Raw genomic sequence first — 20753 nt, forward strand, 5'->3', positions numbered from 1 at the left:
TTCGGGGGCGGGTGTGGGAAGGCCGTGAGCCGTCCATTAACGCAACATGAGAATCGCGGCCTCGGACCGGCCGCCCGCGCCGCCCGGCAGGGCCGCCGGGAGGGGCGGTCAGTCGCCGGGGGTGGCGGTGCCGGGGAGGCGGACGCGGGCGAGGGTGCCGCCGCCGGGTGCGGGTTCGAGGGCGACGTCCCCGCCGCATTCGGCGACGACGCGGGCGACGATGGACAGCCCGAGCCCGGATCCGGGCAGGCTCCGCGCGGACGGGGACCGCCAGAACCGTTCGAACACGTGCGGGAGGTCGTCGGCGGGGATGCCGGGGCCGTGGTCGCGGACGGTCAGCTCGCCGGCCTTGAGTCGGACGGTGACGGTCCCGCCGGGCGGGCTGAACTTGACGGCGTTGTCGAGCAGGTTGACCACGGCGCGTTCCAGGGACGCCGGGTCGCCCAGCACATGCCAGGGCTGGGTGTCGGATTCGACGGTGAGGCCGGGTCCGCGCAGCCGGGCGCGTTCCACGGCGCGGGCGACGACGTCGTGGAGGGCGACGGTCTCGCGGACGGGTTCGGCCTCGGCGGGCCGGGCGAGTTCGAGGAGGTCGCCGACGAGGCTGGACAGTTCCTGCATCTGCGCCTTGACGCTGGCGAGGAGGTTGTGGCGGGTGGCCTGCGGCAGATCGCGTCCGGTGGCCTCCGAGCGCAGCAGCAGGTCGATGTTGGTGCGCAGGCTGGTCAGGGGGGTGCGCAGTTCGTGCCCGGCGTCGGCGATGAGCTGCTGCTGCCGTTCCCGGGACGCGGCCAGGGCGGCGGTCATGCTGTTGAAGGAGCGGCTGAGGCGGGCGATCTCGTCGGTGCCCTCCTCGGGGATGCGGGTGCCGAGGTCCTCGGTGCGGGCGATGTGCTCGACGGCGCCGGTCAGCTCGTCCACGGGCCGCAGCGACGCGCGCGCGATCATGAGCCCGGCGGCGGCGGAGACCAGGACGCCGAGGGCGGTGACGGCGGTGAGCAGCAGCGCGAGGTTGTCCAGGGGCCCCTCGACCTCGTCCAGGGAGATCGCGAAGGACACCGCGGCGGGGGTGCCGTCCGCGGTGCGGAAGGACCGGGTGAGGATCCGGACGTCGCCCTTGGTCCCGGAGGAGGTGACACCGGTGCCGTCGTGGTAGACGTGGTCGCGTTCCCCGCGGGCGACCTGCACGTCCTCGGAGGTGACCTGCAGGGCGCCGGTGCCGGGGACGGTGCAGCGCCGCCCCTCGGCGTTGACCAGCTGCATGATCTCGTAGGGGCCGGGGGGCCGGTTCTCGCTGCCGGTCCCGGTGGGGTCCTGGGTGCAGGCGGCCAGGGCGGTCTCGACCTGCCAGGCCATGCGCCCGTGGAACGGCGGCGCGCCGTCGCGGTCGCGGTCCTGGCCGGGGGGCGGGCCGCCGGACACGGCGCCGAGCCGGCGGTCGAGCTCGTGGTACAGCTGGTTGCGGGTGAGGAGCCATCCGGCGCTGGCGCAGGCGGCGACGGCGAGCGCGACGGCCGCGGCGGTCAGCAGCGCCATGCGGGCGCGCAGCGTGAGCCGCCGCGTGACCGGTGCCCGGGTGGTCACGGGGACGCCGCCGTGCGCAGCACGTACCCGACGCCCCGGACGGTGTGCACGAGCCGCGGCAGCCCGCCCGCCTCGGTCTTGCGCCGCAGGTACATCACGTACACGTCCAGGGAGTTGGACGCGGGTTCGAAGTCGAAGCCCCAGACGGTCTCCAGGATCTGCTCGCGGGTGAGGACCTGGCGGGGGTGGGCGAGGAACATCTCCAGCAGCATGTACTCGGTGCGGGTCAGTTCGACGGGTTTCCCGGCGCGGGTGACCTCGCGGGTGAGGGTGTTCATGCGCAGGTCGTCGAAGGACAGGACGTCCTCGCCGGGGGTGTCGCCGGTGTCGGCGGCGGTGCCGCTCATGGCGGCGCGGCGCAGCAGGGCGCGGACGCGGGCGAGGAGCTCGTCCAGCTCGAACGGCTTGGCGAGGTAGTCGTCGGCGCCGGCGTCCAGCCCGGTGACGCGGTCGCCGACCATGTCGCGGGCGGTGAGCATGAGGACGGGCATGGTGGCGCCGAGGGCGCGCAGCCGCCGGCAGGTGGTCAGGCCGTCCATCCGCGGCATGAGGACGTCCAGGACGACCAGGTCGGGGGTCTCCTTCTCGACCTGGTCGAGGGCCATGACGCCGTCGGCGGCGGCGTCGACGCGGTAGCCCTCGAACTCCAGGCTGCTGGACAGCGACTCGCGGACGGCCGGCTCGTCGTCCACCACCAGTATCCGCGCAGCCCGCGCCCCCTGCATGCCAGGTTCCATGTACACACCGTAAACAGCGCCGGTGAGCGCCCAGGCCACCAGGCGGTGTTTCTCATGGTTCTCTCAGAATCTTCTGAGGGCCGGTTCAGGAGGCGCGATCTTCGGGTTCGGCGGTGGCGTCCGCCCACGCCCCGCCCGCGGTGTCGTCGTTCTCGGCATCGCCCGTGCCGGTGTCAGGGCCGGTGTCCACGGTCGCCTGGATGACGACGGCGGCCCGGGCCGGGTCGGGGCGGGTGGCGGTGGTCCAGGTGGTCTTGGCGACGTCGACGACGACGTCGCGGGACACCTCCACGATGAGGCCGCGCAGGGTGTCGCGCATGGCGAGCCTGAGGGCGTCGCGGATCAGTTCGCGCAGGACGGCCTCGACGGCGGCGGTGGCGGCGCGCGCGGCCAGGTCGCGGGCGGTGCGGGCGAAGGCGCTGCCGGCGGCGGCCGACAGCAGGTCCCCGGCGGTGCGGGCGGCCTGCTCGACGGTCTCGCGGACGGCCGGGTCGCGGCGGGCGCGGGCGGCCAGGCCGGCGGCGGCGTCGGCGAGCGGCGCCAGCTCGGCGGCCACACCGGTCTGCCTGCCGGTCTCGCGGGCCGTGTCGCGCACGGTGTCACGCAGGGCGGCGGCCACGTCGCGGGCGGCCTGCTCGGCGGTCTCGCGGACGACGCGGGTCACGATGTCGCGGCCGGTGGTCATGGCGGCGTCGACGGCGGCGTCGGCGACGGTGTCGATGGCGGCGTCCACGACGGTCCTGGTGGCGGCCTGCACGACGGGCTTGGACGCGGTCGCGGCGACGGTGCGCCCGGCGACGTCCAGGGCGGTGGCGGTGGCGGCGCGGGCGAGGGGGCTGCCGGCGGCGAGGCGGCGCGCGGCGGCGGCCATGGGGTGGCGGGCGGCCTGCTCGGCGAGGGTCATCGCGGCGGCGGCGGCCTCGAACGCGCTCGCGGTGGCGGGGTTGGCCGCCGCGGCGGCGCGGGCCTCGGTGACGGCGCGTTCGGCGGCGGCGCGGGCGGCCTTGACGGCGGCGTCCCGGGCGGCCTGCTCGATGGCCTTCATGGCGGGCGTCCCGGACATCTGCTCCAGGATGCGGGCGGCGGCGAGCGCGGCGGTGTCCCGGGCGGCGTCGCGGAGCGGCTCGCCCGCGGTTGCGGCCATGCGGGCGGCGGACGCGGCGGCCGGGGCCAGCCCGTCCCAGATCTCCTCCAGCCGTTCGGCTGCGGCGCGGTCGGCCCGGCCGGCCCGCCCGGCGAGCCCGGTCCCGTTCTCCGGCCTGTTCTCCGGCCGGGTGTCCCGCCGGTCCGTCTCGTCGCCCATCTCGTCGTCCACGGTCTCGCCTCTCCTCGCGATCCGCCCCCAAATCACCATAACTTCCGAACATCGCCCGGGGTTCCGTCCGGCGCCGGCCGGTGTCCGGGTCAGTGGCCGCAGGAGGCGCAGGGGGTGCGGGTGAGGCGGGCGTAGCCGCGGGCGGCGGCGGCCATCCCGGCGCCCCAGGCGAAGTAGGCGGGGACGGCGACCCAGAAGAACGCCTCGGGCAGGTCGAGGCCGCCTTCGGGCGGGAAGGGGTTGCGGCCGTGCAGCCGCTCCCAGCACATCTGCAGCAGCATCAGCCCGAAGTACACGACGAGCCCGCCGGAGATCGCGGTGCCGGGCCACAGCACCAGCCGGCGCGGGACGCGGCGGCCGGCCAGGCCGGGGACCCAGCGGGGCCACGTCCGCCCGAAGGGGTGGACGAGGGCGAGCGGCAGCAGGCTCCCGCCGAGCACGAACCCGGCCTCGAACAGCACCGCCGAGGGGCCGGCGGACATCGGCGACTCCCCGAACCCGACCACGGCCTGGGCGACGATGCGGGTGACGCACCCGGCGACGGCGAGGTAGGCGGCCCAGAACGCCCACGCGGGCGTGCGGCCGAGGGGGCCGGGCGCGGTCGCGGGCCGCCCGCAGGCGGCGCATCCGGCGCGGTCGCGGACGGCGTGGCGGACGGTGTAGGCGCGCACCGACAGCCCCGTCGTGATCCCGGCGGCGACGACCGCGGCCCGCGACAGCGCGCCGAGCGGGTAGAAGCCGATGCCGAGGCCGGGCAGGATCCCGCCGACCACGTCCAGCAGCAGCATCGCGCCGGAGGCGACCAGGCACACCGCCGCCGTCCAGCCCGCCGCCGTCAGCGCGAGCCGGAGCCCGCGGCCGACGCGGTCCGCGCGGGCGAGCGCGAGCGCGGCCAGGACGATCGCGGCGGCCCCGCACAGCGCGACGCTCCCCCATCCGGTGAAGACGACGAGGTCGGTCCTGACGGGCGACAGGTCGCCCGGGAGGTGCCCGGACGCCCAGTACGCGCGCAGGGCCCCGTAGGCGGTGACCCAGGCGAGCCCGGCCGCCGGCAGGCGGCGGCCGGGCGTGCGGGCGGCGGTGGGTCCGGTGATCGTGGTGGCCATGGCCTTGATCCTGCGGCGGCCGGCGGCGCCGGTGCCTCCCCGCGGCGGCCGATCCCCCTCCCCCGCGCGGGGGAGGGGGATATCCGGTCGACCGGGACGGCCCCGGCCGGTAGAGTCGCGCACGGAACCGAAAGGGAGGTGAGGACGTATGGCCGTCGCCGCGGTGGCTGCTGCCCGCAGCACTCAGCCCGTCCTCCTTCCCCGGGCCTCCGGCTGACCTTCCCACCGCACGGTTTGCGCGGCACGTTCACGCCGGGGCCCCTTCACGCAAGGGTTCCGATCCGTTGTCCTTCACTTTCGCGGGGTCGTCCCCTCTGGCCGCCTACGGCTGGGACGAGACCCTGGAGAACGAGTTCACCTCTCATCGCGCCGCGGGCCTGACGCCCGCGCGTGTGGCCGCGGTCGACCGCGGCCTGTGCGACGTGGTCGCCGAGGACGGCCCCACCCGGGCCTCCGCCCCGGCCTCGTCGCCCTCGTCCGCCTCTTCTGCCTTGTCGGGCGGCCCGGTCGCGGCGCCGTGCACGGGCGACTGGGCGGCGCTGCGCGCCGGCGGCCCGGGCGGGCGGCCGGCGGTGGCGGCGCTGCTGCCGCGCCGGACCGCGATCGTGCGGTCGTCGGCGGCGCGGGACTCGCGCGGCCAGGTGCTGGCCGCCAACGTCGACACCGTCGCGATCGCGGTGTCGCTGGCCGCCCGCCCGGACCTCGGGCGGGTCGAGCGGCTGCTGGCGCTGGCCTGGGAGAGCGGGGCGCGGCCGGTGGTCGTGCTCACCAAGGCCGACCGGGCGGCGGGCACCGCCGACACCGCGCGGTCGGAGGTCGCCGCCGCCGCGCCCGGTGTGGACGTGGTGGCGTGCAGCGCCGCGACCGGGGACGGCGTCGACACCGTCCGCGCCGCCCTCGCCGGGACGGTGGTGCTGCTCGGGCCGTCCGGCGCGGGCAAGTCCACCCTCGGCAACGCGCTGCTGGGCGAGGACGTCCTGGCGACCGGTGCCGTGCGCGAGGCCGACGGCAAGGGCCGGCACACGACCGTGCGGCGGGAGCTGCTGCCGCTGCCGGGCGGCGGTGTCCTGATCGACACGCCGGGGCTGCGCGGCGTCGGCCTGTTCGAGGCGTCGCAGGGCCTGGAGCGGACGTTCGCCGACATCGAGGAGCTGGCCGCCGCCTGCCGGTTCGGTGACTGCGCGCACGACACCGAACCGGGCTGCGCCGTCCTGGCCGCGATCGAGGACGGGACGCTGCCGCGCCGCCGCCTCGGCAGCTACCGCAAGCTGCTGCGCGAGAACGCGTGGGCGGCCGCGCGCACCGACGACCGGCTGCGCGCCGAGCGGGAGAACCGGCGCAAGGAGATCACCAGGTGGCAGCGGCGGCTCTACCGGGAGCGGGGGGACCGATGAGCTGGACGACGCGGCCGGAGACGGCCGGTGACGCGGCGGCGGTCCGCGCGGTGGTCGAGGCGGCGTTCCCGACCGCCGCGGAGGCGGGCTTGGTGAACGCGCTGCGCGGCGACGCGGCCTGGATTCCGGGCCTGTCGGCGGTGGCGGTGGCCCCGGACGGGCGGGTCGCCGGGTATGCGCTGCTGACGCGGTGCACCGCCGGCGGCGCGGACGCGCTCGCACTGGCGCCGGTGGCGGTGTCGCCGCGGTTCCAGCAGCGGGGCGCGGGCGGCGCGGCGGTGCGGGCGGTGCTGGCGGCCGCGGCCCGCCGCGCGGCGGCCGGGGGCGAGCGGCTGGTGGTGGTGCTCGGCCATCCGGAGTACTACCCGAGGTTCGGGTTCACGCGGGCGTCGGCGCTCGGCGTCGGCGTCGCGTTCGAGGTGCCGGACGAGGCGCTGATGGCGCTGGTGCTGGAGGGGCCGGGCCCGGTCCCGTCCGGGACGGTGCGCTACCCGGCGCCGTTCGGCGTCTGACACTGGCGCCGTTCGGCGTCTGGCGCCGGTGCCCGTGGCCTGCGGCGGTCCCGCCGCAGGCCACGGGCGTCAGCGGCCACGATCTGTCGGCGGCCACCGGTCGTCAGCGGCCGCGCCGCCGGTAGGTCCGCACCGACAGCGGGACGAAGACCGCCAGCAGCAGCACCGACCAGCCGAGGGTGGCGGCGACGGGGTGCGCGACCGGCCAGGCCACGTCCGCGGCCGGGGCGCCCGGGTTGCCGAACAGCGTGCGGCAGGCGGCGGTGAGGGCGCTGACGGGGTTCCAGTCGGCGATGACCTGCAGCACCTTGGGCATGCCGCCGGTGGGGACGAACGAGTTGGACAGCATGGTGACGGGGAACACCAGCGGGATCAGCTGGTCGGCGGTCTGCTCGTTCTTCACCACCAGGCCGAGGTAGCAGCCGGCCCAGCTCAGCGCGTACCGCATGAGGGCCAGCAGCAGGAACGCCTCGGCGGTGGGCCAGACGCCGTTGTGGGCGCGCCAGCCGACGACGAGGCCGGCGCAGGCCATGATGACCATGCCGAGGACGCCGTTGAGGATCTCGGCGCCGGTCTGCCCGAACGGGACGGCGGAGCGGGCCATCGGCATGGACCGGAACCGGTCCATCACGCCGCGGGAGGCGTCGGTGGCGACCCGCATGGTGACGGCCATGGTGGCGGTGAAGGTGACCATGGCGAACAGGCCGGGCATCAGGTACTCGCGGTAGTTCCCGCCGCCGGGGACGGAGATGGCGCTGCCGAACACGTACCCGAACAGCACCACCATGATCGCGGGGAAGATCAGCGCGGCGATCAGCTCGCCGGGTTCCTGGCGGATGCGGCCGAGCTCGCGGCCGATGAGGGTGAGGCCGTCGGCGAGCGCCCAGCGCAGCCGCCCGGCGCGGGTCGCGGCCACTGGGCCGGCGGTGACGGTGGAGACGGCGGTCATCGGGCGGGCTCCTTGTCGCGTTCGCGGGTCGCGGCGTCCTGGCCGTTCCCGGTGTCTCCGGTTTCGCCGGGGCCGGATGCGGGGTCGCCGGTGAGGCGCAGGAACACCTCGTCGAGGGTGGGGCGGCGCAGTGCGACGTCTCCGACGGTGACTCCGGCGCGGTCGAGTTCGCGGACGACGTCGGCGAGCCGCAGCGACCCGGCGGCCAGCGGGACCGAGAGGCGGTCGCCGTCCAGGGCCGGGTAGGCGCCGGCGAGGGTGTGCAGGACGTCGGCGGCGCCGCCGGCCATGGCGGGGTCGTCCAGGACGACGTCGAGTCGGTCGCCGATGGAGGCCTTCAGCTCGTCGGGGGTGCCGGTGGCGATGACGCGGCCGTGGTCGATCACGGCGATGTCGTCGGCGAGCCGGTCGGCCTCGTCGAGGTACTGGGTGGTGAGCAGGACGGTGGTCCCGTCGGCGACGAGCCCGCGGACGGCGTCCCAGATCTCGCCGCGGCTGCGCGGGTCCAGGCCGGTGGTGGGCTCGTCCAGGAACAGCACCTGGGGCCGCAGGATCAGGCTGGTGATCAGGTCGAGGCGGCGGCGCATCCCGCCGGAGTAGCCGGCCACCTGCCGGTCGGCGGCGTCCATCAGCCCGAACCGCTCCAGCAGCTCGTCGGCGCGGCGGCGGGCCTCGCGGCGCGGCAGATGGTAGAGGCGGCCGAACATGCGCAGGTTGCCCCGCCCCGTGAGCTTCTCGTCGACGGCGGCGTACTGCCCGGCGAGCCCGATGCGGGTGCGGACCTGGTCGGGCCGGCGGGCGACGTCGTACCCGGCGATGCGGGCGTGCCCGGAGTCGGCGTCGGCCAGGGTGGCCAGGATCCGCACGGCGGTGGTCTTGCCGGCGCCGTTGGGGCCGAGGACCCCGCAGACGGTCCCGGCGGGGACGGCGAGGTCGAGGCCGTCCAGGGCCTGGGTGTCCCCGAAGCGCTTGCGCAGCGCCTCGGCGACGACGATCGGTTGGTCCGACACGATCCCTCCTCTGGGTACGGTGTACGCAACTACGGTAGACAACTGGGTACGTCGTACGCAACTAGGATGCTCCGAAAGGGCCACGAGGAGGTTCGGTGACAGCCGGCGAGCAGCACGTCAGCATCTGGTCGCTCCCCGAGCGGCAGGGCCGGGGGCCGCGCCCCGCCTACAGCCGCGCGCAGATCACCGAGGCGGCGATCCGCATCGCCGACGCCGAGGGGCTGGAGGCGGCGTCCATGCGCCGGATCGCCGCCGACCTCGGCACCGGCGCGATGTCGCTGTACCGCTACGTGCCGTCCCGCGACGACCTGGTCGAGCTGATGGTCGACCACGCGCTGCTGGAGATGGACATCCCCGAGCGCCCGACCGGCGACTGGCGCGCCGACCTGACGCTGATCGCCGAGAACACCCGGGCGGTGTGGCTGCGCCACCCCTGGCTGTCCGGGCTGGTGCGGCCGCGCGGCTCGTTCGGCCCGAACCGGCTGCGGCTGCTGGAGTTCGCGTTCGGGGCGCTGGACGTGGGCGTCTCCATCGACGACATGCTGACCCTGCTGGACATGCTCAACGGCTACGTCGAGCGCACCGTGCGCGGTGAGATCGAGTGGAAGCGGGAGATCCGGCAGACGGGGATGACCCCGGAACGCTGGATGATGCAGAGCGCCCCCTACGTGCGGGAGCTGCTCGACACCGGCAGGTACCCGATGTTCGAGCGGATCGTCAAGGACGCGCGGCTGCCGCACATGTCCACCGAGGAGCAGTTCCGCTACGGCCTGGAACGCGTCCTGGACTGCATCGCCGGCGCCCTCCCCTGAGCGCCTCGGGGCCCGGCGCCTCGGGGCCCGGCGCCTCGGGGCCCGGCCGTCTCAGGGCCCGGCCGTCTCAGGGCCCGGCCGTCTCAGGGCCCGGCCGTCTCAGGGGCTGGCCGTCAGAGGACGTGGGCGACCTTGTAGGCGACGCCGCCCTCGACGAGGTAGCCCGATCCGGCGCAGGTGATGGTGTTCAGCCACGCGTACCGTTCGGCGCCGGTCTCGAAGAGCGGGTTGGTGCGGAAGTGGTAGCGGGCGGGGTCGACGTGGTGGCGCCTGGCGGGGTCGGCGATGTCGGCGTGCAGTTCCGGCGGGGTGGTCCAGCGGCCGCCGTAGGTCATGTGCAGCAGGGCGCCGTCGTCGGTGCGCAGGGTGAGCCGCACGTCCAGCGCCATCGTCCCGTCGGGGCGGAACACCGCCCAGTCGCCGCCGCCCGGCAGCACCTCGCCGCGCAGGTCCGGGCCGTGGAAGGTGCCGCCGGCGCTGCCGAACAGGACCCGCCGCCCGGCGGGGCCGCCGATGTCGAGGGGCTCGTCCAGGTCGACGACCATGTCGAAGAGGTGCCGTGTCGTGATCTCGCCGACGGGCCTGATCCGCGGGTCCGGGGTCGTCACCGGCCACCCGCCGCGACGGAGAGGGCGTCGCCGAACAGGACGGCGCGGACGGCGTCGGTCGACACGCCCGACTGGGCGCACAGCGCCGACAGGTCGAAGAAGAACCGCTCGCCGGCGATGAGGCCGTCGGCGAAGGTGAACTGGATGAACACCGGCAGTTCGGCGCGGTTCCCGTCGGGTGTGACGCCGAACCCCCCGCCGGTCATGGTCATCCGCGCGGTCCCCCAGCAGACGAGGGTGCCGTCGCCGGCGGCGTGTCCCTCCAGGGTGACGTCGTAGTCGGGGAAGGCGGTGAAGAACGCCGCCAGGGTCTGCTCGTTCTCGGCCAGGCCCGTCGCGGTCGTCCCGAAGGCGGGCGCCTGGAGGACCATGTCGCGGTGCAGCAGGCGCATGGCCGCGGGCAGGTCCTGGCGGCTCTTGGCCTCGGCCAGCGCCTGGGCCAGCGCCAGCATCCGTTCGGTGTCCATTTGATCGGTGTCCGTCGTTTCGGTGTCCATTTGATCGGTGTCCGTCGTTTCGGTGTCCATCGGTTCTCCCGGGCGTGCGGTGGAGGGCTTCCGTCCCGTCCGAGCTAAACATACGATCGGTCGTACGTCTAGTTTGGGGTGTGGCAGGATGGCGCCGGTGAACGAATCTGCGGTGCACGAACCGGCCGTGACCGACGGGCGCCTGCTGCGCGGTGCGCGGGCCAGGCGGACCATCGCCCGCCATGCGGTGGACGTGGCGTCGCTGGAGGGCCTCAACGGGCTGAGTCTCGGGCGGCTGGCCAGTGATCTGGGGCTGTCCAAGAGCGGCGTCCAGACGCTGTTCCGGACGAAGGAGAACCTGCAGCTGGCGGCCGCGGAGTCGGCGCGGGAGCGGTTCGCCGAGGCGGTCGCGGTTCCGGCGCTGGCCGCGCCGGCGGGCGTGGCACGGCTGCGGGCGCTGGTGGAGCGCTGGATCGTCTACGCCGAGACGCCGCTGTTCGCCGGGGGGTGTTTCTGGGCGGCGAACCTGCCCGAGTTCGACAGCCGGCCCGGTCCGGTCCGCGACGCGCTGTTCAGGCAGCACCGGGAGTGGCTGGAGGCCCTGGCGGGCGAGGTGCGGCACGCCGTGGCGGCCGGGGAGGTCGCGGAGCTGGACGCCGATCTGGCCGCGTTCCAGATCGACGCGGTGCTCATGTCCGCCAACACCGCCCTGCGGGCCGGGGACGCCACGGCCGTGGCCAAGGCCCGTGCGGTGGTGGACGGGCTGGTCGGGCGGGAACATACCGGCGCCTGATTACGCTTGTGTCATTCGCCGTCCGATTTTGTTCGCGCTTGAAGGTAGGTTCGGCGTCATGACCGCATCCGGGCCCCCGACGACCGCCGAGGAGCTGCGCGGCGCCGGCCTGCGGGTGACGGCCGCCCGCGTCGCGCTGCTGGAGACCGTTCGGGCCGGTGACCACCTGGGGGTGGAGGCGCTCGCCGCGGGGGTGCGCGACCGGGTGGGGCACGTCTCGCTGCAGGCGGTGTACGAGGCGCTGCACGCGCTGGCGGCGGCGGGGCTGGTGCGCCGGATCGAGCCTGCGGGGAGCCCGGCGCGGTTCGAGGGGCGGGTGGGTGACAACCACCATCACCTGGTGTGCCGGGGCTGCGGGGCGATCGAGGACGTCGACTGCGTGGTGGGGCATGCGCCGTGCCTGGATCCGGTGGACGACGCCGGTTACCTGGTCGACGAGGCGGAGGTCACCTTCTGGGGCCTGTGCCCGCGGTGCCGGGCCGCGTCGTCCGATTGAGTCGGCCGACGAAACGCCCGGGCCGGCCGCCGCGGCGGCCGGCCCGGGCGTCCCGGGTATTGCGGATCAGGCGAGGTCGTACCGATCGAGGTTCATGACCTTGTCCCACGCGGCGACGAAGTCCTGGACGAACTTGTCGCGGGCGTCGTCGCTGGCGTAGACCTCGGCGACGGCGCGGAGCTCGGAGTTGGAGCCGAAGACGAGGTCGGCGCGGCTTCCGGTCCACTTGACCTCGCCCGAGGCGTCGCGGCCCTCGAAGGTCGCGGACTCCTCGGTGGTCGGCTTCCACACCGTGCCCATGTCGAGCAGGTTCACGAAGAAGTCGTTGGTCAGCGTCCCGGGGTTGTCGGTGAGGACGCCGAGCGAAGACCCGTCGTGGTTGGCGCCGAGGGCGCGCAGGCCGCCGACGAGGACCGTCATCTCGGGCGCGCTCAGGGTGAGCAGGTTCGCGCGGTCGATGAGGAGGAACTCGCCGGGCAGCAGGTTGCCCTTCTGCAGGAAGTTGCGGAACCCGTCGTGCGTGGGCTCCATCACCTCGAACGACTCGACGTCGGTCTGCTCCTGCGAGGCGTCGGTGCGGCCCGGGGTGAAGGGCACCTCGACGTCGTGCCCGGCGGCCTTGGCGGCCTGCTCGACCGCGGCGCACCCGCCGAGGACGATCAGGTCGGCGATGGAGATGCGCTTGCCGCCGGTCTGCTCGGTGTTGAACGCCTCCTGGACCTGCTCCAGGGTGCGCAGGACGGTCCGCAGCTGGTCGGGGTTGTTGACCTCCCAGTCCTTCTGCGGTGCGAGCCGGATGCGGGCGCCGTTGGCGCCGCCGCGCTTGTCGGTGCCGCGGAACGACGCGGCCGACGCCCACGCGGTGGTGGCCAGCTGGGAGACCGACAGGCCGGAGTCCAGCACGCGGCGCTTGAGGGCGGCGATGTCGTCGGCGTCGACGAGGGCGTGGTCCACCGCCGGGACGGGGTCCTGCCAGACCAGCGTCTCGGCCGGTACCTCGGGCCCGAGGTACCGGGCGATCGGGCCCATGTCGCGGTGGGTCAGCTTGAACCAGGCGCGGGCGAACGCGTCGGCGAACTCCTCGGGGTTGTCCTTGAAGCGCCGCGAGATCGGCTCGTAGATCGGGTCGAAGCGCAGCGAGAGGTCGGTGGTCAGCATCATCGGCTGCCGGTTGAGCGTGCCGTCCTCGGGGTCGGGGACGGTGCCGGCCCCGGCGCCGTCCTTCGGCCGCCACTGGTTGGCGCCCGAGGGGCTCTCGGTCAGCTCCCACTCGTAGCCGAACAGGACCTCGAAGAAGCTGTTGTCCCAGGTGGTGGGGGTGGGCGTCCAGGTGACCTCGAGGCCGCTGGTGTGGGAGTCGCGGCCCTTGCCGGTGCCGTAGGAGTTCTTCCAGCCCAGGCCCTGGTCCTCCAGCGGGGCGCCTTCGGGCTCGGGGCCGATGGCGTCGGCCGGGGCGGCGCCGTGCGTCTTGCCGAAGGTGTGGCCGCCGGCGATCAGGGCGACGGTCTCCTCGTCGTTCATGGCCATGCGGCCGAACGTCTCGCGGATGTCGCGCGCGGCGGCGATCGGGTCGGGGTTGCCGTTGGGGCCCTCGGGATTGACGTAGATGAGGCCCATCTGCACCGCGGCGAGGGGCTTCTCCAGTTCCCGTTCGCCGCTGTAGCGCTCGTCGTCCAGCCACGCGGTCTCGGGGCCCCAGAAGACGTCCTCCTCGGCCTCCCAGGCGTCCTCGCGGCCGCCGGCGAAGCCGAAGGTCGTGAAGCCCATCGACTCGAGGGCGACGTTGCCGGCCAGGATCATCAGGTCGGCCCAGGAGATCTTGCGGCCGTACTTCTTCTTGACCGGCCACAGCACGCGGCGGGCCTTGTCGAGGCTGGCGTTGTCCGGCCAGCTGTTGAGCGGCGCGAACCGCTGCTGGCCGGCTCCGGCGCCGCCGCGGCCGTCGCTGACGCGGTAGGTGCCGGCGCTGTGCCACGCCATGCGGATGATCAGTGGCCCGTAGTTCCCGAAGTCGGCCGGCCACCAGTCCTGGGAGTCGGTGAGCACCTCCGCGATGTCCTGCTTCACGGCGGCGAGGTCGAGGCTGTTGAACGCCTCGGCGTAGTCGAAGTCCTCGCCCAGTGGGTTGGTCACCGGCGGGTTCTTGGCGAGGAGCTTCAGGTTGAGCCGCTCGGGCCACCAGCCGCGGTTGCCGCCCCCTTGGGTGGGGTGGGAGGCGCGCCCGTGCGCGACGGGGCAGCCGCCTGCGCTTTCCGCCTGGGCCGGTGTGACGGCTTCGTTGTTCTCGGACATGTGATTCCTTCCAGGGCGACCGTGGGTGAATCAGGAACTGTTGTCGGTGGAGCAGCCGGAGCACAGGCCCCAGTAGATGACCTCGGCCTCGTCGATCGCGTAGCCGCGGCCGTCGGAGGCGGTCATGCAGGGCGCGTCGCCGACGGCGCAGTCGACGTCGGCGACGGCGCCGCACGACCGGCACACGACGTGGTGGTGGTTGTCGCCGACGCGCGACTCGTAGCGGGCCACGGAGCCGGACGGCTGGATGCGGCGCACCAGCCCCGCGGCCGTCAGCGCGTGCAGCGAGTCGTACACCGCCTGGTGGGACACCTCGGGCTCCCGCAGGCGAACGGCGCGGATGATCGAGTGCGTGTCGGCGTGCGGATGCGCGTACACCGCGCTCAGCACCGCCACCCGCGGACGGGTCACGCGAAGATCGGCCTCGCGCAGCATCTCCTGGAACTCCAAGGGCGTCGCCACAGGACACAGACTGGCTCATTTTCTTGAATGAGTCAAGATTATGGCGCGGGCGTGCCGATAGGCCCGAAATGCCCGTTGTTCAGGCCTGATTCCGGCCCGGCGGGGTCCGCGACCGGGCCGCGACCGGGCCGCGGCGGGGGCTCGGCGGGGGCGGCGGCCTGGGCGGAACGTTCGCAAGGGTCGCCGCGTTGGCCTGGAAGATCATGTTTCCGGGAAGGGGCGCGGTGAGCGGGACGGGTGTGCGGCTGGTGCGGGACGTGGGGCTGACCGACGCCGTGGAGTACGCCTACGCGGCGGTGGCCGACACACCGCTGCGGGCCGTGTGGGTGGCCGGGGCGTGCCCGCTGGACGGGGACGGCGCGACGGTCGCGCCCGGCGACTACGCCGGGCAGGCGCGGCAGGTGATGCGGAACCTGGAGGCGGCGCTGCGGGGTGCGGGCGCGTCGCTGGCGGACGTGGTGAAGACGACCGTGTACGTGGCGTCGTCGCGGCGGGCGGACCTGGTGGAGGCGTGGGAGGTCTACCGGGAGCACATGGGGTCCCGGGACGTGCCGAGCACGCTGCTCGGGGTGACGGTGCTGGGGTATGACGGTCAGCTGGTGGAGGTCGAGGCGGTGGCCGTCATACCGGGAGGCCGCGGCGCCTGAGCCCGGCCGCGCCGAGCCCGTGCGGGCCGCGCGGGGTCTCCCCGGCAGGATTCGAACCTGCGTTCTCCGGCTTCGGAGGCCGGTGCTCTGTCCGCTGAGCCACGGGGAGGGGGTCCCGTCCCCAGGGTGACGGCGGGGACGGGACCGGAGACGCCGGCGGGATTCGAACCCGCGTGAGACGGTGTTGCAGACCGCCGCCTGAACCGCTCGGCCACGGCGTCACGGGCCCGCGGGCGCGGGCCGTGCGACCCCGATGGGATTCGAACCCACGGCGTCCGGCGTGACGGGCCGGTGCTCTGACCGCTGAGCTACGAGGTCGGGAAGACCACAGTCCTGAAACGAATGGGGCCGCTCTCCCGGATGGATCCGGAGGCGGCCGCCGCGTGCGCTATGTGTGTTGCGTGCGCGTCAGGGGGCGGGCCGCCGGGCGGGGCGGGACCGGGGGCGATCGTCGTGCCGACAGCTCATGTCCGTCCCCTCTCACCGTGTCCGGGCCCTTGTGCCGGGCGCCTTCCTGATCAGAGTGCCGTGCCGCGCCGCGCCCCGCAACGGATTTTCCGCCGCGCCGGTTTCCACTGAACGAAACGATGATCTTCGTGGTGGGGTCCGCCGCGGTGAGGGTGGGAGCGGGGATGTGCGCCCGGTGCGCCCGGACGCGCCCGCGGGCCGCGGATCCGCGGCCCGCGCACCCTCCGAGGAGGAACGATGGCGTTGCTCGATCCCGGCGTGTGGACCGGGAAGATCTTCGACGGCGGCTGGCGGCCGGCCGGGGACGGCGGCGTCTACGACGTCACCGAGCCCGCGACCGGCGGGACGCTCGGCACGCTCGGCGCGGCGGGCGCCGCCGACGTGGCTGCCGCGGCGCGGGCCGCGGCGGCGGCGCAGCGCGACTGGGCGGCCCGCACCTACGAGGAACGGGCCGCGGTGCTGCGGGCGGCGGGCCGCCTGTTCGAGGAGCACGCCGCCGAGATCGGCGACTGGATCGTGCGGGAGGCCGGGTCGATCCCGCCGAAGGCGGACCTGGAGACGCATTTCGCGGTGAGCCTGTGCCACGAGGCGGCGGCGCTGGCGTCCCACCCGCAGGGCCTGGTGCTGCCGTCGGCGCAGCCCCGGTGGAGCCTGGCGCGGCGCCGCCCCGCCGGTGTCGTCACCGTGATCGCGCCGTTCAACTTCCCGCTGATCCTGTCGATGCGGTCGGTGGCGCCGGCGCTGGCGCTCGGCAACGCCGTCCTGCTCAAACCCGACCCGCGGACCGCGGTGTGCGGCGGGGTGGCGGTCGCGCGGATCTTCCAGGAGGCGGGCCTGCCCGAGGGCCTGCTGCACCTGCTGCCCGGCGGCCGCGAGACCGGCGCGGCGGTGGTGGCGGCGCCGGAGGTGCGGGTGGTGTCGTTCACCGGCTCCACCGCCGCCGGACGCGCGATCGGCGAGGTGTGCGGGCGACTCCTCAAACGCGCCCACCTGGAACTCGGCGGCAACAACGCGCTGATCGTCCTGCCGGGCGCGCGGGTCGCCGACGCGGTGTCGGCGGGCGCGTGGGGCTCGTTCCTGCACCAGGGGCAGATCTGCATGACCTCCGGGCGGCACCTGGTGCACGAGAGCCTGCACGCCGAGTACGTGGCGGCGCTGGCCGACAAGGCCGACAAGCTCCCGGTCGGCGACCCGGCCGCCGGCCCGGTCGCGCTCGGCCCCGTCATCGACGCCGGGCAGCTCGCCCACATCGACGAGCTGGTCACCTCGACGGTCGCGGCGGGCGCGCGCCTCGCGGCCGGCGGCACCCACGAGGGCCTGTTCTACCGCCCGACCGTCCTGGACGAGGTCACCCCCGGCATGCCCGCCTACGCGCAGGAGGTGTTCGGGCCGGTCGCGCCGGTCGTGCCGTTCGGCACCCCGGAGGAGGCGATCGAGCTGGCGTCGGCGACCGAGTACGGCCTGTCCCTCGGCATCCTCGGGGACGTCGGGCAGGCGATGCGGATCGCCGACGCGGTCCCGACCGGCCTGGTCCACATCAACGACCAGACGGTCAACGACGAGCCGGTCGTCCCGTTCGGCGGCGTCGCCGCGTCCGGGAACGGGTCCCGGTTCGGAGGCCCGCACGCCAACATCGAGGCGTTCACCGAGTCGCAGTGGGTCACGATCCGCGGCGAGATCGCCACCTACCCCTTCTGACCCGGCGTGACCGGCCCCGCCCCCGGGGGCCGGTCACCGGTGGGGGTGCAGGGTGCGGGCCAGGGTGATCCACTGGGCGGGGTGGACGTGCGCGACGATAATGTCGCGGGACAGGGCGGCGGCGCGGAACGCGGCGTCCACGCGGCGCCGCGGGTAGGCCGTGCGCAGGGAGGCGTGCAGGGTGCCGCCCTTCCCGGTGAAGCCCAGGTCCACGCAGTGCAGGTAGCCGGGCAGCGCCTCGGGCGGCAGCAGCGGCTCGGCCCGGCGGTCCAGGCGCAGGACGGCCGAGTCCACGCGCGGGACCGGACGGAACCGGTCGCGGGGGACGCGGTCGCCGAGCCGCCAGGAGAACTCCGGCCAGGTCCGGACGGTCAGGCGGCTCCACCGCCCGTAGTCGCCGGTGCGCTTGCGGGCGTACTCCCGCTGGGTGATCAGCGTCGCCGCCTCCATGGCCGGGGCCGCCAGGGCCCACGCGACGATCCGGGACGTGGCCGCGTACGGGATGCCGCCGGCCAGCCGGAACGGGCCGCGCGGCGGCCGGGCGGCCAGGAGGTCGCCGGTCACGCACGTCACACCGGGCAGGCCGCGGCAGCGGTCCCGCAGCCGCGCGGCCATCACCGGGTCGATCTCGTAGGCGATCACCTCCCGGGCGTGCGCGGCGAGGGCGGCGGTGATGCGGCCGTCGCCGGCGCCGGCCTCCACGACCAGGCCGCCGGGACCGCCGGCGGCGTCGCGGGCGTACCGGGCGATGACGCCGGTGTCGGCGAGGAAGTTCTGGGACAGTTCGCGGCGGGCACGGCCGCGCGGGGTGGTCCGGTTTCGGTGGTTCACGGTCGCCGTCCTGGGCTTCCGGCCGCGGTGGGCCGGCGGGACGGGCCGCACAACACGCGAACGACACGAACAGGGCCCGTCCACGATGGTCAGGGACATCGCATAGGCCCAGGACGGTCACCGGTGCGCCAAGACGCCGCGCGGCGGGGAAGGCCGCCGGCGCGGTTCACGCGCTGCGAAGAGAACGGGCCCCAGGGGCCCGCGGGAAAGATCAGGCGGCGGCGTGCACCCGGTGGTCCAGGGCGGGGCGACGCTCACGCAGCCGGACGTACGCGGCGACGGAGACGATCACCCGTGCCGCGTTCTCGGTGAAACCGCTCATGGGCGCGATCGTAGGACACCGCCCCGCCCGGCCCAAACGGGTTTCCGGCACGCCCGCACCGGTTCCGGTCAGACCACAAACCGCGTGACCTCGTCCTTAAAGACGCTTGCCCATGCTGTTTAACCTCCTTGACGTGGGCAATCACTAGTGCACGAACACGTGCCGAAACCCCGCCTACGGTCGAGGAGGCCCGACTTGTACCGGACCCACGAGATGCACAGAGTCCGGACCCAGGAGTCCGGGCTCGAGGAGTGGGCCTGCCCCACCTGCGGCCGCCGCATGCTGCTGCGCTGGCCGCCGGACTACCACAAGCAGGTCGTCGACCCCGGCGACGAGAAGGCCTGCCACGTCGGCAGCTCCCCCGACGACCCGGACGACCTGCCCGGCGCCACCCGCGACGACCGGATGCGCCTGCACTCGGCCCGGCGCTGGCTCCGCGAAACCGGCGTCGACACCGTCAACGGCCCCGGCCGAACCCGCCTCAACCCCCCCGAACCCGTCTGACCCACCCACCCCGCCCGGCCCCGGGACCGCCCGTCAGGCGCGAGCGAGCTCGGCCCGCAACCGGTCCAGGCCCATCGGCCCCAGATCCAGCGCCCGCCGGTGGAACTCCTTCAGATCGAACCCCGCGCCCGCACGGCGCCGCGCCGCATCCCTCGCCTCCAGCCAGACCCTCTCCCCCAGCTTGTAGGCGATCGCCTGCCCCGGCCTCCCCAGATACCGGTCGATCTCGAACGCCACCGCCGAATCCGGATCCGGCCCCTTGCGCGCCCGCAGGAACTCGAACCCCAGCTCCGGCGTCCACCGCTCCCCCTCGTGGAACCCCGCACCCGCCGGAATCGGCAACTCCAGATGCAGCCCGATGTCCAGGACCACCCGCGCCGCCCGGAACCGCTGCCCACCCGCCAGCATCCCCAGCCGATGCGCCGGCTCCCGGTAATGACCCAGCTCGTCCATCAGCCGCTCCGCGTACAGCCCCCACCCCTCGCAATGACCCGGATGCAGCTCACTCGACAGCCGCTGGAACCGGTTCAGCCGCGGATTCAGCGTCGTCACCCCCAACTGCAGATGATGACCCGGCACCCCCTCATGGAACATCGTCGTCGGAACCGTCCAGGTCACCACGTCCGCGAACGGATCCCCCACCGTCCACCACACCGTCCCCGGACGCGACAGGTCCTCCGCCGGCGCCAGATAGTAGACCCCGGCCTCCACCGGCGGAACCCGGCACTCGATCCGCCGCAACGGCCCCGGAATGTCGAAATGCACCCCGTCCAGATCCTCGATCGCCCGGTCCGCCAGCTCCTGGATCCACGCCCGGAACGCCTCCGCACCCCCGATCCGGTGCGCCGGATCGGCGTCCAGCGCCGCCATCACCGCCGGCAGCGGCTCACCCGGCAGGATCTCCTCCGCCGCCACCGCCATCTCCGACTCGACCCGCGCCAGCTCCTCCCAGCCCCACGCGTACGTCTCCGCCAGATCCAGATCCGTCCCCAGAAAGTCCCGCACCCCCAGCCGGTACCGGTCCGCGCCCAGCGCGTCCCGCTCCGGCGCCCGCGCCGCCAGATCCACCGACAGGTACGACCCGAACTCCGCCAGCGCCGCCGACGCCGACCGCGCCGCCTCCGCCAGCCCCCCGCGCAACGGCCCGTCCCCGTACCGCGCCACCAGATCCGCCAGATACCCCGGAACGTCCGCGCACTCGCGGGCACTGCGCAGCACCTGCCGCCGCGCCGCCACCCGGCCCGCACCGCACGCCCGCCGCAACGACACCCGCAACCCCGCCAGCGCCCGCGGCAACGCCCGCATCCGCGCGTGGACGGCCTCCCAATCGGTGCCCGCCCCCTGATCCAGCAGCTCCAACGCCATCCGCAGCCGCTGGACCGGCCCGTCGGTGGTGTCCAGGAACCCCTCCCGCACCCCAGCCTCGTCCAGCGCCACGTCCACCTCGAGACGCTCCCGCAACACCGCCGCCGCGATCCGCCCCGCCTCGTCCTCCACCCCGGCACGGCCCAGCTCCGCCAACGTCCGCCGCGCCAGATCCGCCCGCGCCGCGAACCCCTCCGGGCCGTAGTCGGTCAGCAGCCGATCCTGCCCGGCGATCCCCATCATCGCCGCCGCGCACGGATCCAGCGCGGCGAACTCGTCCACATACCGGCCGGCGAGATCATCCAGAGCGGTCACCGCCCCAGGCTACGACCCGCACCCGCAAAAGCGATCATGAAAATGTGCCAAACCGGCGGACCTCCG

20 protein-coding genes and 3 tRNA genes are annotated in these 20753 nt (G+C 74.6%); 8 read left to right on the forward strand and 15 right to left on the reverse strand.

The features are described 5' to 3' along the window. Positions 1-108: 108 nt before the first annotated feature. The 4 genes from ACQPXG_RS23890 to ACQPXG_RS23905 all read right to left on the reverse strand — a co-directional run bounded on the left by ACQPXG_RS23890 (position 109) and on the right by ACQPXG_RS23905 (position 4742). The gene (locus ACQPXG_RS23890) at positions 109-1584 is read right to left on the reverse strand and encodes a sensor histidine kinase (RefSeq protein ID WP_433461334.1); all 1476 of its coding nucleotides are present in this window, start codon (positions 1582-1584) and stop codon (positions 109-111) included. Then, positions 1581-2321, reverse strand: coding sequence for a response regulator transcription factor (locus ACQPXG_RS23895; RefSeq protein ID WP_433461335.1), 741 nt, complete (start codon positions 2319-2321; stop codon positions 1581-1583). Before ACQPXG_RS23895 ends, ACQPXG_RS23890 begins: the two co-directional genes overlap by 4 nt. A gap of 85 nt (positions 2322-2406) precedes the next feature. Then, positions 2407-3636 (reverse strand): hypothetical protein, encoded by a 1230-nt coding sequence (locus ACQPXG_RS23900; protein ID WP_433461336.1) that lies wholly within the window; start codon positions 3634-3636, stop codon positions 2407-2409. An 89-nt stretch (positions 3637-3725) separates the two neighbouring features. After that, a complete protein-coding gene (locus tag ACQPXG_RS23905; RefSeq protein WP_433461337.1) occupies positions 3726-4742 on the reverse strand; it encodes a hypothetical protein in 1017 nt (338 codons plus the stop codon). Positions 4743-5026: 284 nt separating this feature from the next. Between ACQPXG_RS23905 and rsgA the strand changes: the two genes are divergently transcribed. Both rsgA and ACQPXG_RS23915 read left to right on the forward strand, forming a co-directional pair. Next, the gene (gene rsgA / locus ACQPXG_RS23910; protein ID WP_433461338.1) at positions 5027-6136 is read left to right on the forward strand and encodes a ribosome small subunit-dependent GTPase A; all 1110 of its coding nucleotides are present in this window, start codon (positions 5027-5029) and stop codon (positions 6134-6136) included. Continuing rightward, on the forward strand, positions 6133-6648 hold the full coding sequence (locus ACQPXG_RS23915) for a GNAT family N-acetyltransferase (RefSeq protein WP_433461339.1): 516 nt from the start codon (positions 6133-6135) through the stop codon (positions 6646-6648). The genes rsgA and ACQPXG_RS23915 overlap by 4 nt, the downstream gene beginning before the upstream one ends. A 103-nt stretch (positions 6649-6751) precedes the next feature. Here ACQPXG_RS23915 and ACQPXG_RS23920 read toward each other — a convergent pair whose 3' ends face one another. Both ACQPXG_RS23920 and ACQPXG_RS23925 read right to left on the reverse strand, forming a co-directional pair. Beyond that, the gene (locus ACQPXG_RS23920) at positions 6752-7597 is read right to left on the reverse strand and encodes an ABC transporter permease (protein WP_433461340.1); all 846 of its coding nucleotides are present in this window, start codon (positions 7595-7597) and stop codon (positions 6752-6754) included. Further along, the gene (locus ACQPXG_RS23925) at positions 7594-8607 is read right to left on the reverse strand and encodes an ATP-binding cassette domain-containing protein (RefSeq protein ID WP_433461341.1); all 1014 of its coding nucleotides are present in this window, start codon (positions 8605-8607) and stop codon (positions 7594-7596) included. The genes ACQPXG_RS23920 and ACQPXG_RS23925 overlap by 4 nt, the downstream gene beginning before the upstream one ends. Positions 8608-8702: 95 nt before the next feature. On the opposite strand from ACQPXG_RS23925, the gene ACQPXG_RS23930 reads away from it, so the two are divergent. Next, complete coding sequence (locus ACQPXG_RS23930; RefSeq protein ID WP_433461342.1) at positions 8703-9419, forward strand: TetR/AcrR family transcriptional regulator; 717 nt, start codon at positions 8703-8705, stop codon at positions 9417-9419. Positions 9420-9532: 113 nt separating this feature from the next. Here ACQPXG_RS23930 and ACQPXG_RS23935 read toward each other — a convergent pair whose 3' ends face one another. Together ACQPXG_RS23935 and ACQPXG_RS23940 are read right to left on the reverse strand one after the other, a co-directional pair. Continuing rightward, on the reverse strand, positions 9533-10027 hold the full coding sequence (locus tag ACQPXG_RS23935) for a DUF3237 domain-containing protein (RefSeq protein WP_433461343.1): 495 nt from the start codon (positions 10025-10027) through the stop codon (positions 9533-9535). Further along, entirely contained in the window at positions 10024-10554 is a 531-nt protein-coding gene (locus ACQPXG_RS23940) for an ester cyclase (protein WP_433461344.1), read from the reverse strand. Before ACQPXG_RS23940 ends, ACQPXG_RS23935 begins: the two co-directional genes overlap by 4 nt. A 97-nt stretch (positions 10555-10651) precedes the next feature. Between ACQPXG_RS23940 and ACQPXG_RS23945 the strand changes: the two genes are divergently transcribed. Together ACQPXG_RS23945 and ACQPXG_RS23950 are read left to right on the forward strand one after the other, a co-directional pair. Further along, positions 10652-11287, forward strand: coding sequence for a TetR/AcrR family transcriptional regulator (locus tag ACQPXG_RS23945; RefSeq protein WP_433461345.1), 636 nt, complete (start codon positions 10652-10654; stop codon positions 11285-11287). Positions 11288-11345: 58 nt separating this feature from the next. Beyond that, the gene (locus tag ACQPXG_RS23950) at positions 11346-11783 is read left to right on the forward strand and encodes a Fur family transcriptional regulator (protein WP_433461346.1); all 438 of its coding nucleotides are present in this window, start codon (positions 11346-11348) and stop codon (positions 11781-11783) included. Positions 11784-11849: 66 nt separating this feature from the next. Here ACQPXG_RS23950 and katG read toward each other — a convergent pair whose 3' ends face one another. Together katG and ACQPXG_RS23960 are read right to left on the reverse strand one after the other, a co-directional pair. Then, positions 11850-14075, reverse strand: coding sequence for a catalase/peroxidase HPI (katG, locus tag ACQPXG_RS23955; RefSeq protein ID WP_433461347.1), 2226 nt, complete (start codon positions 14073-14075; stop codon positions 11850-11852). Between the two features lie 30 nt (positions 14076-14105). Next, positions 14106-14510 carry a Fur family transcriptional regulator gene (locus tag ACQPXG_RS23960; protein ID WP_433470037.1) on the reverse strand — a complete coding sequence of 135 codons (405 nt, stop codon included), beginning with the start codon at positions 14508-14510 and terminating at the stop codon, positions 14106-14108. A gap of 251 nt (positions 14511-14761) precedes the next feature. On the opposite strand from ACQPXG_RS23960, the gene ACQPXG_RS23965 reads away from it, so the two are divergent. Then, positions 14762-15184, forward strand: coding sequence for a RidA family protein (locus ACQPXG_RS23965; RefSeq protein ID WP_433461348.1), 423 nt, complete (start codon positions 14762-14764; stop codon positions 15182-15184). A 36-nt stretch (positions 15185-15220) separates the two neighbouring features. Here ACQPXG_RS23965 and ACQPXG_RS23970 read toward each other — a convergent pair. From ACQPXG_RS23970 to ACQPXG_RS23980, 3 genes are all read right to left on the reverse strand, one after another. Then, positions 15221-15293 (reverse strand) — tRNA-Arg (locus ACQPXG_RS23970). A 39-nt stretch (positions 15294-15332) separates the two neighbouring features. Next, positions 15333-15405: transfer RNA gene (locus tag ACQPXG_RS23975), tRNA-Cys, on the reverse strand. A 24-nt stretch (positions 15406-15429) separates the two neighbouring features. Continuing rightward, positions 15430-15502 (reverse strand) — tRNA-Asp (locus ACQPXG_RS23980). 387 nt (positions 15503-15889) lie between these two features. Here ACQPXG_RS23980 and ACQPXG_RS23985 point away from each other — a divergent pair. Continuing rightward, positions 15890-17350 (forward strand): benzaldehyde dehydrogenase, encoded by a 1461-nt coding sequence (locus ACQPXG_RS23985; protein WP_433461349.1) that lies wholly within the window; start codon positions 15890-15892, stop codon positions 17348-17350. A 33-nt stretch (positions 17351-17383) separates the two neighbouring features. Here ACQPXG_RS23985 and erm read toward each other — a convergent pair whose 3' ends face one another. Next, positions 17384-18181: an ErmE/ErmH/ErmO/ErmR family 23S rRNA (adenine(2058)-N(6))-methyltransferase gene (gene erm / locus ACQPXG_RS23990; protein ID WP_433461350.1), complete on the reverse strand. Its 798-nt coding sequence runs from the start codon at positions 18179-18181 to the stop codon at positions 17384-17386. Between the two features lie 517 nt (positions 18182-18698). On the opposite strand from erm, the gene ACQPXG_RS23995 reads away from it, so the two are divergent. Then, entirely contained in the window at positions 18699-19007 is a 309-nt protein-coding gene (locus ACQPXG_RS23995; protein WP_433461351.1) for a hypothetical protein, read from the forward strand. A gap of 33 nt (positions 19008-19040) precedes the next feature. Here the strand turns inward: ACQPXG_RS23995 and ACQPXG_RS24000 are convergent, their stop codons facing one another. Beyond that, positions 19041-20687, reverse strand: coding sequence for a DUF885 domain-containing protein (locus tag ACQPXG_RS24000; RefSeq protein ID WP_433461352.1), 1647 nt, complete (start codon positions 20685-20687; stop codon positions 19041-19043). Positions 20688-20753 lie beyond the last annotated feature (66 nt).

This window comes from Spirillospora sp. CA-128828, from assembly GCF_050945415.1.
GTDB lineage: Bacteria > Actinomycetota > Actinomycetes > Streptosporangiales > Streptosporangiaceae > Spirillospora.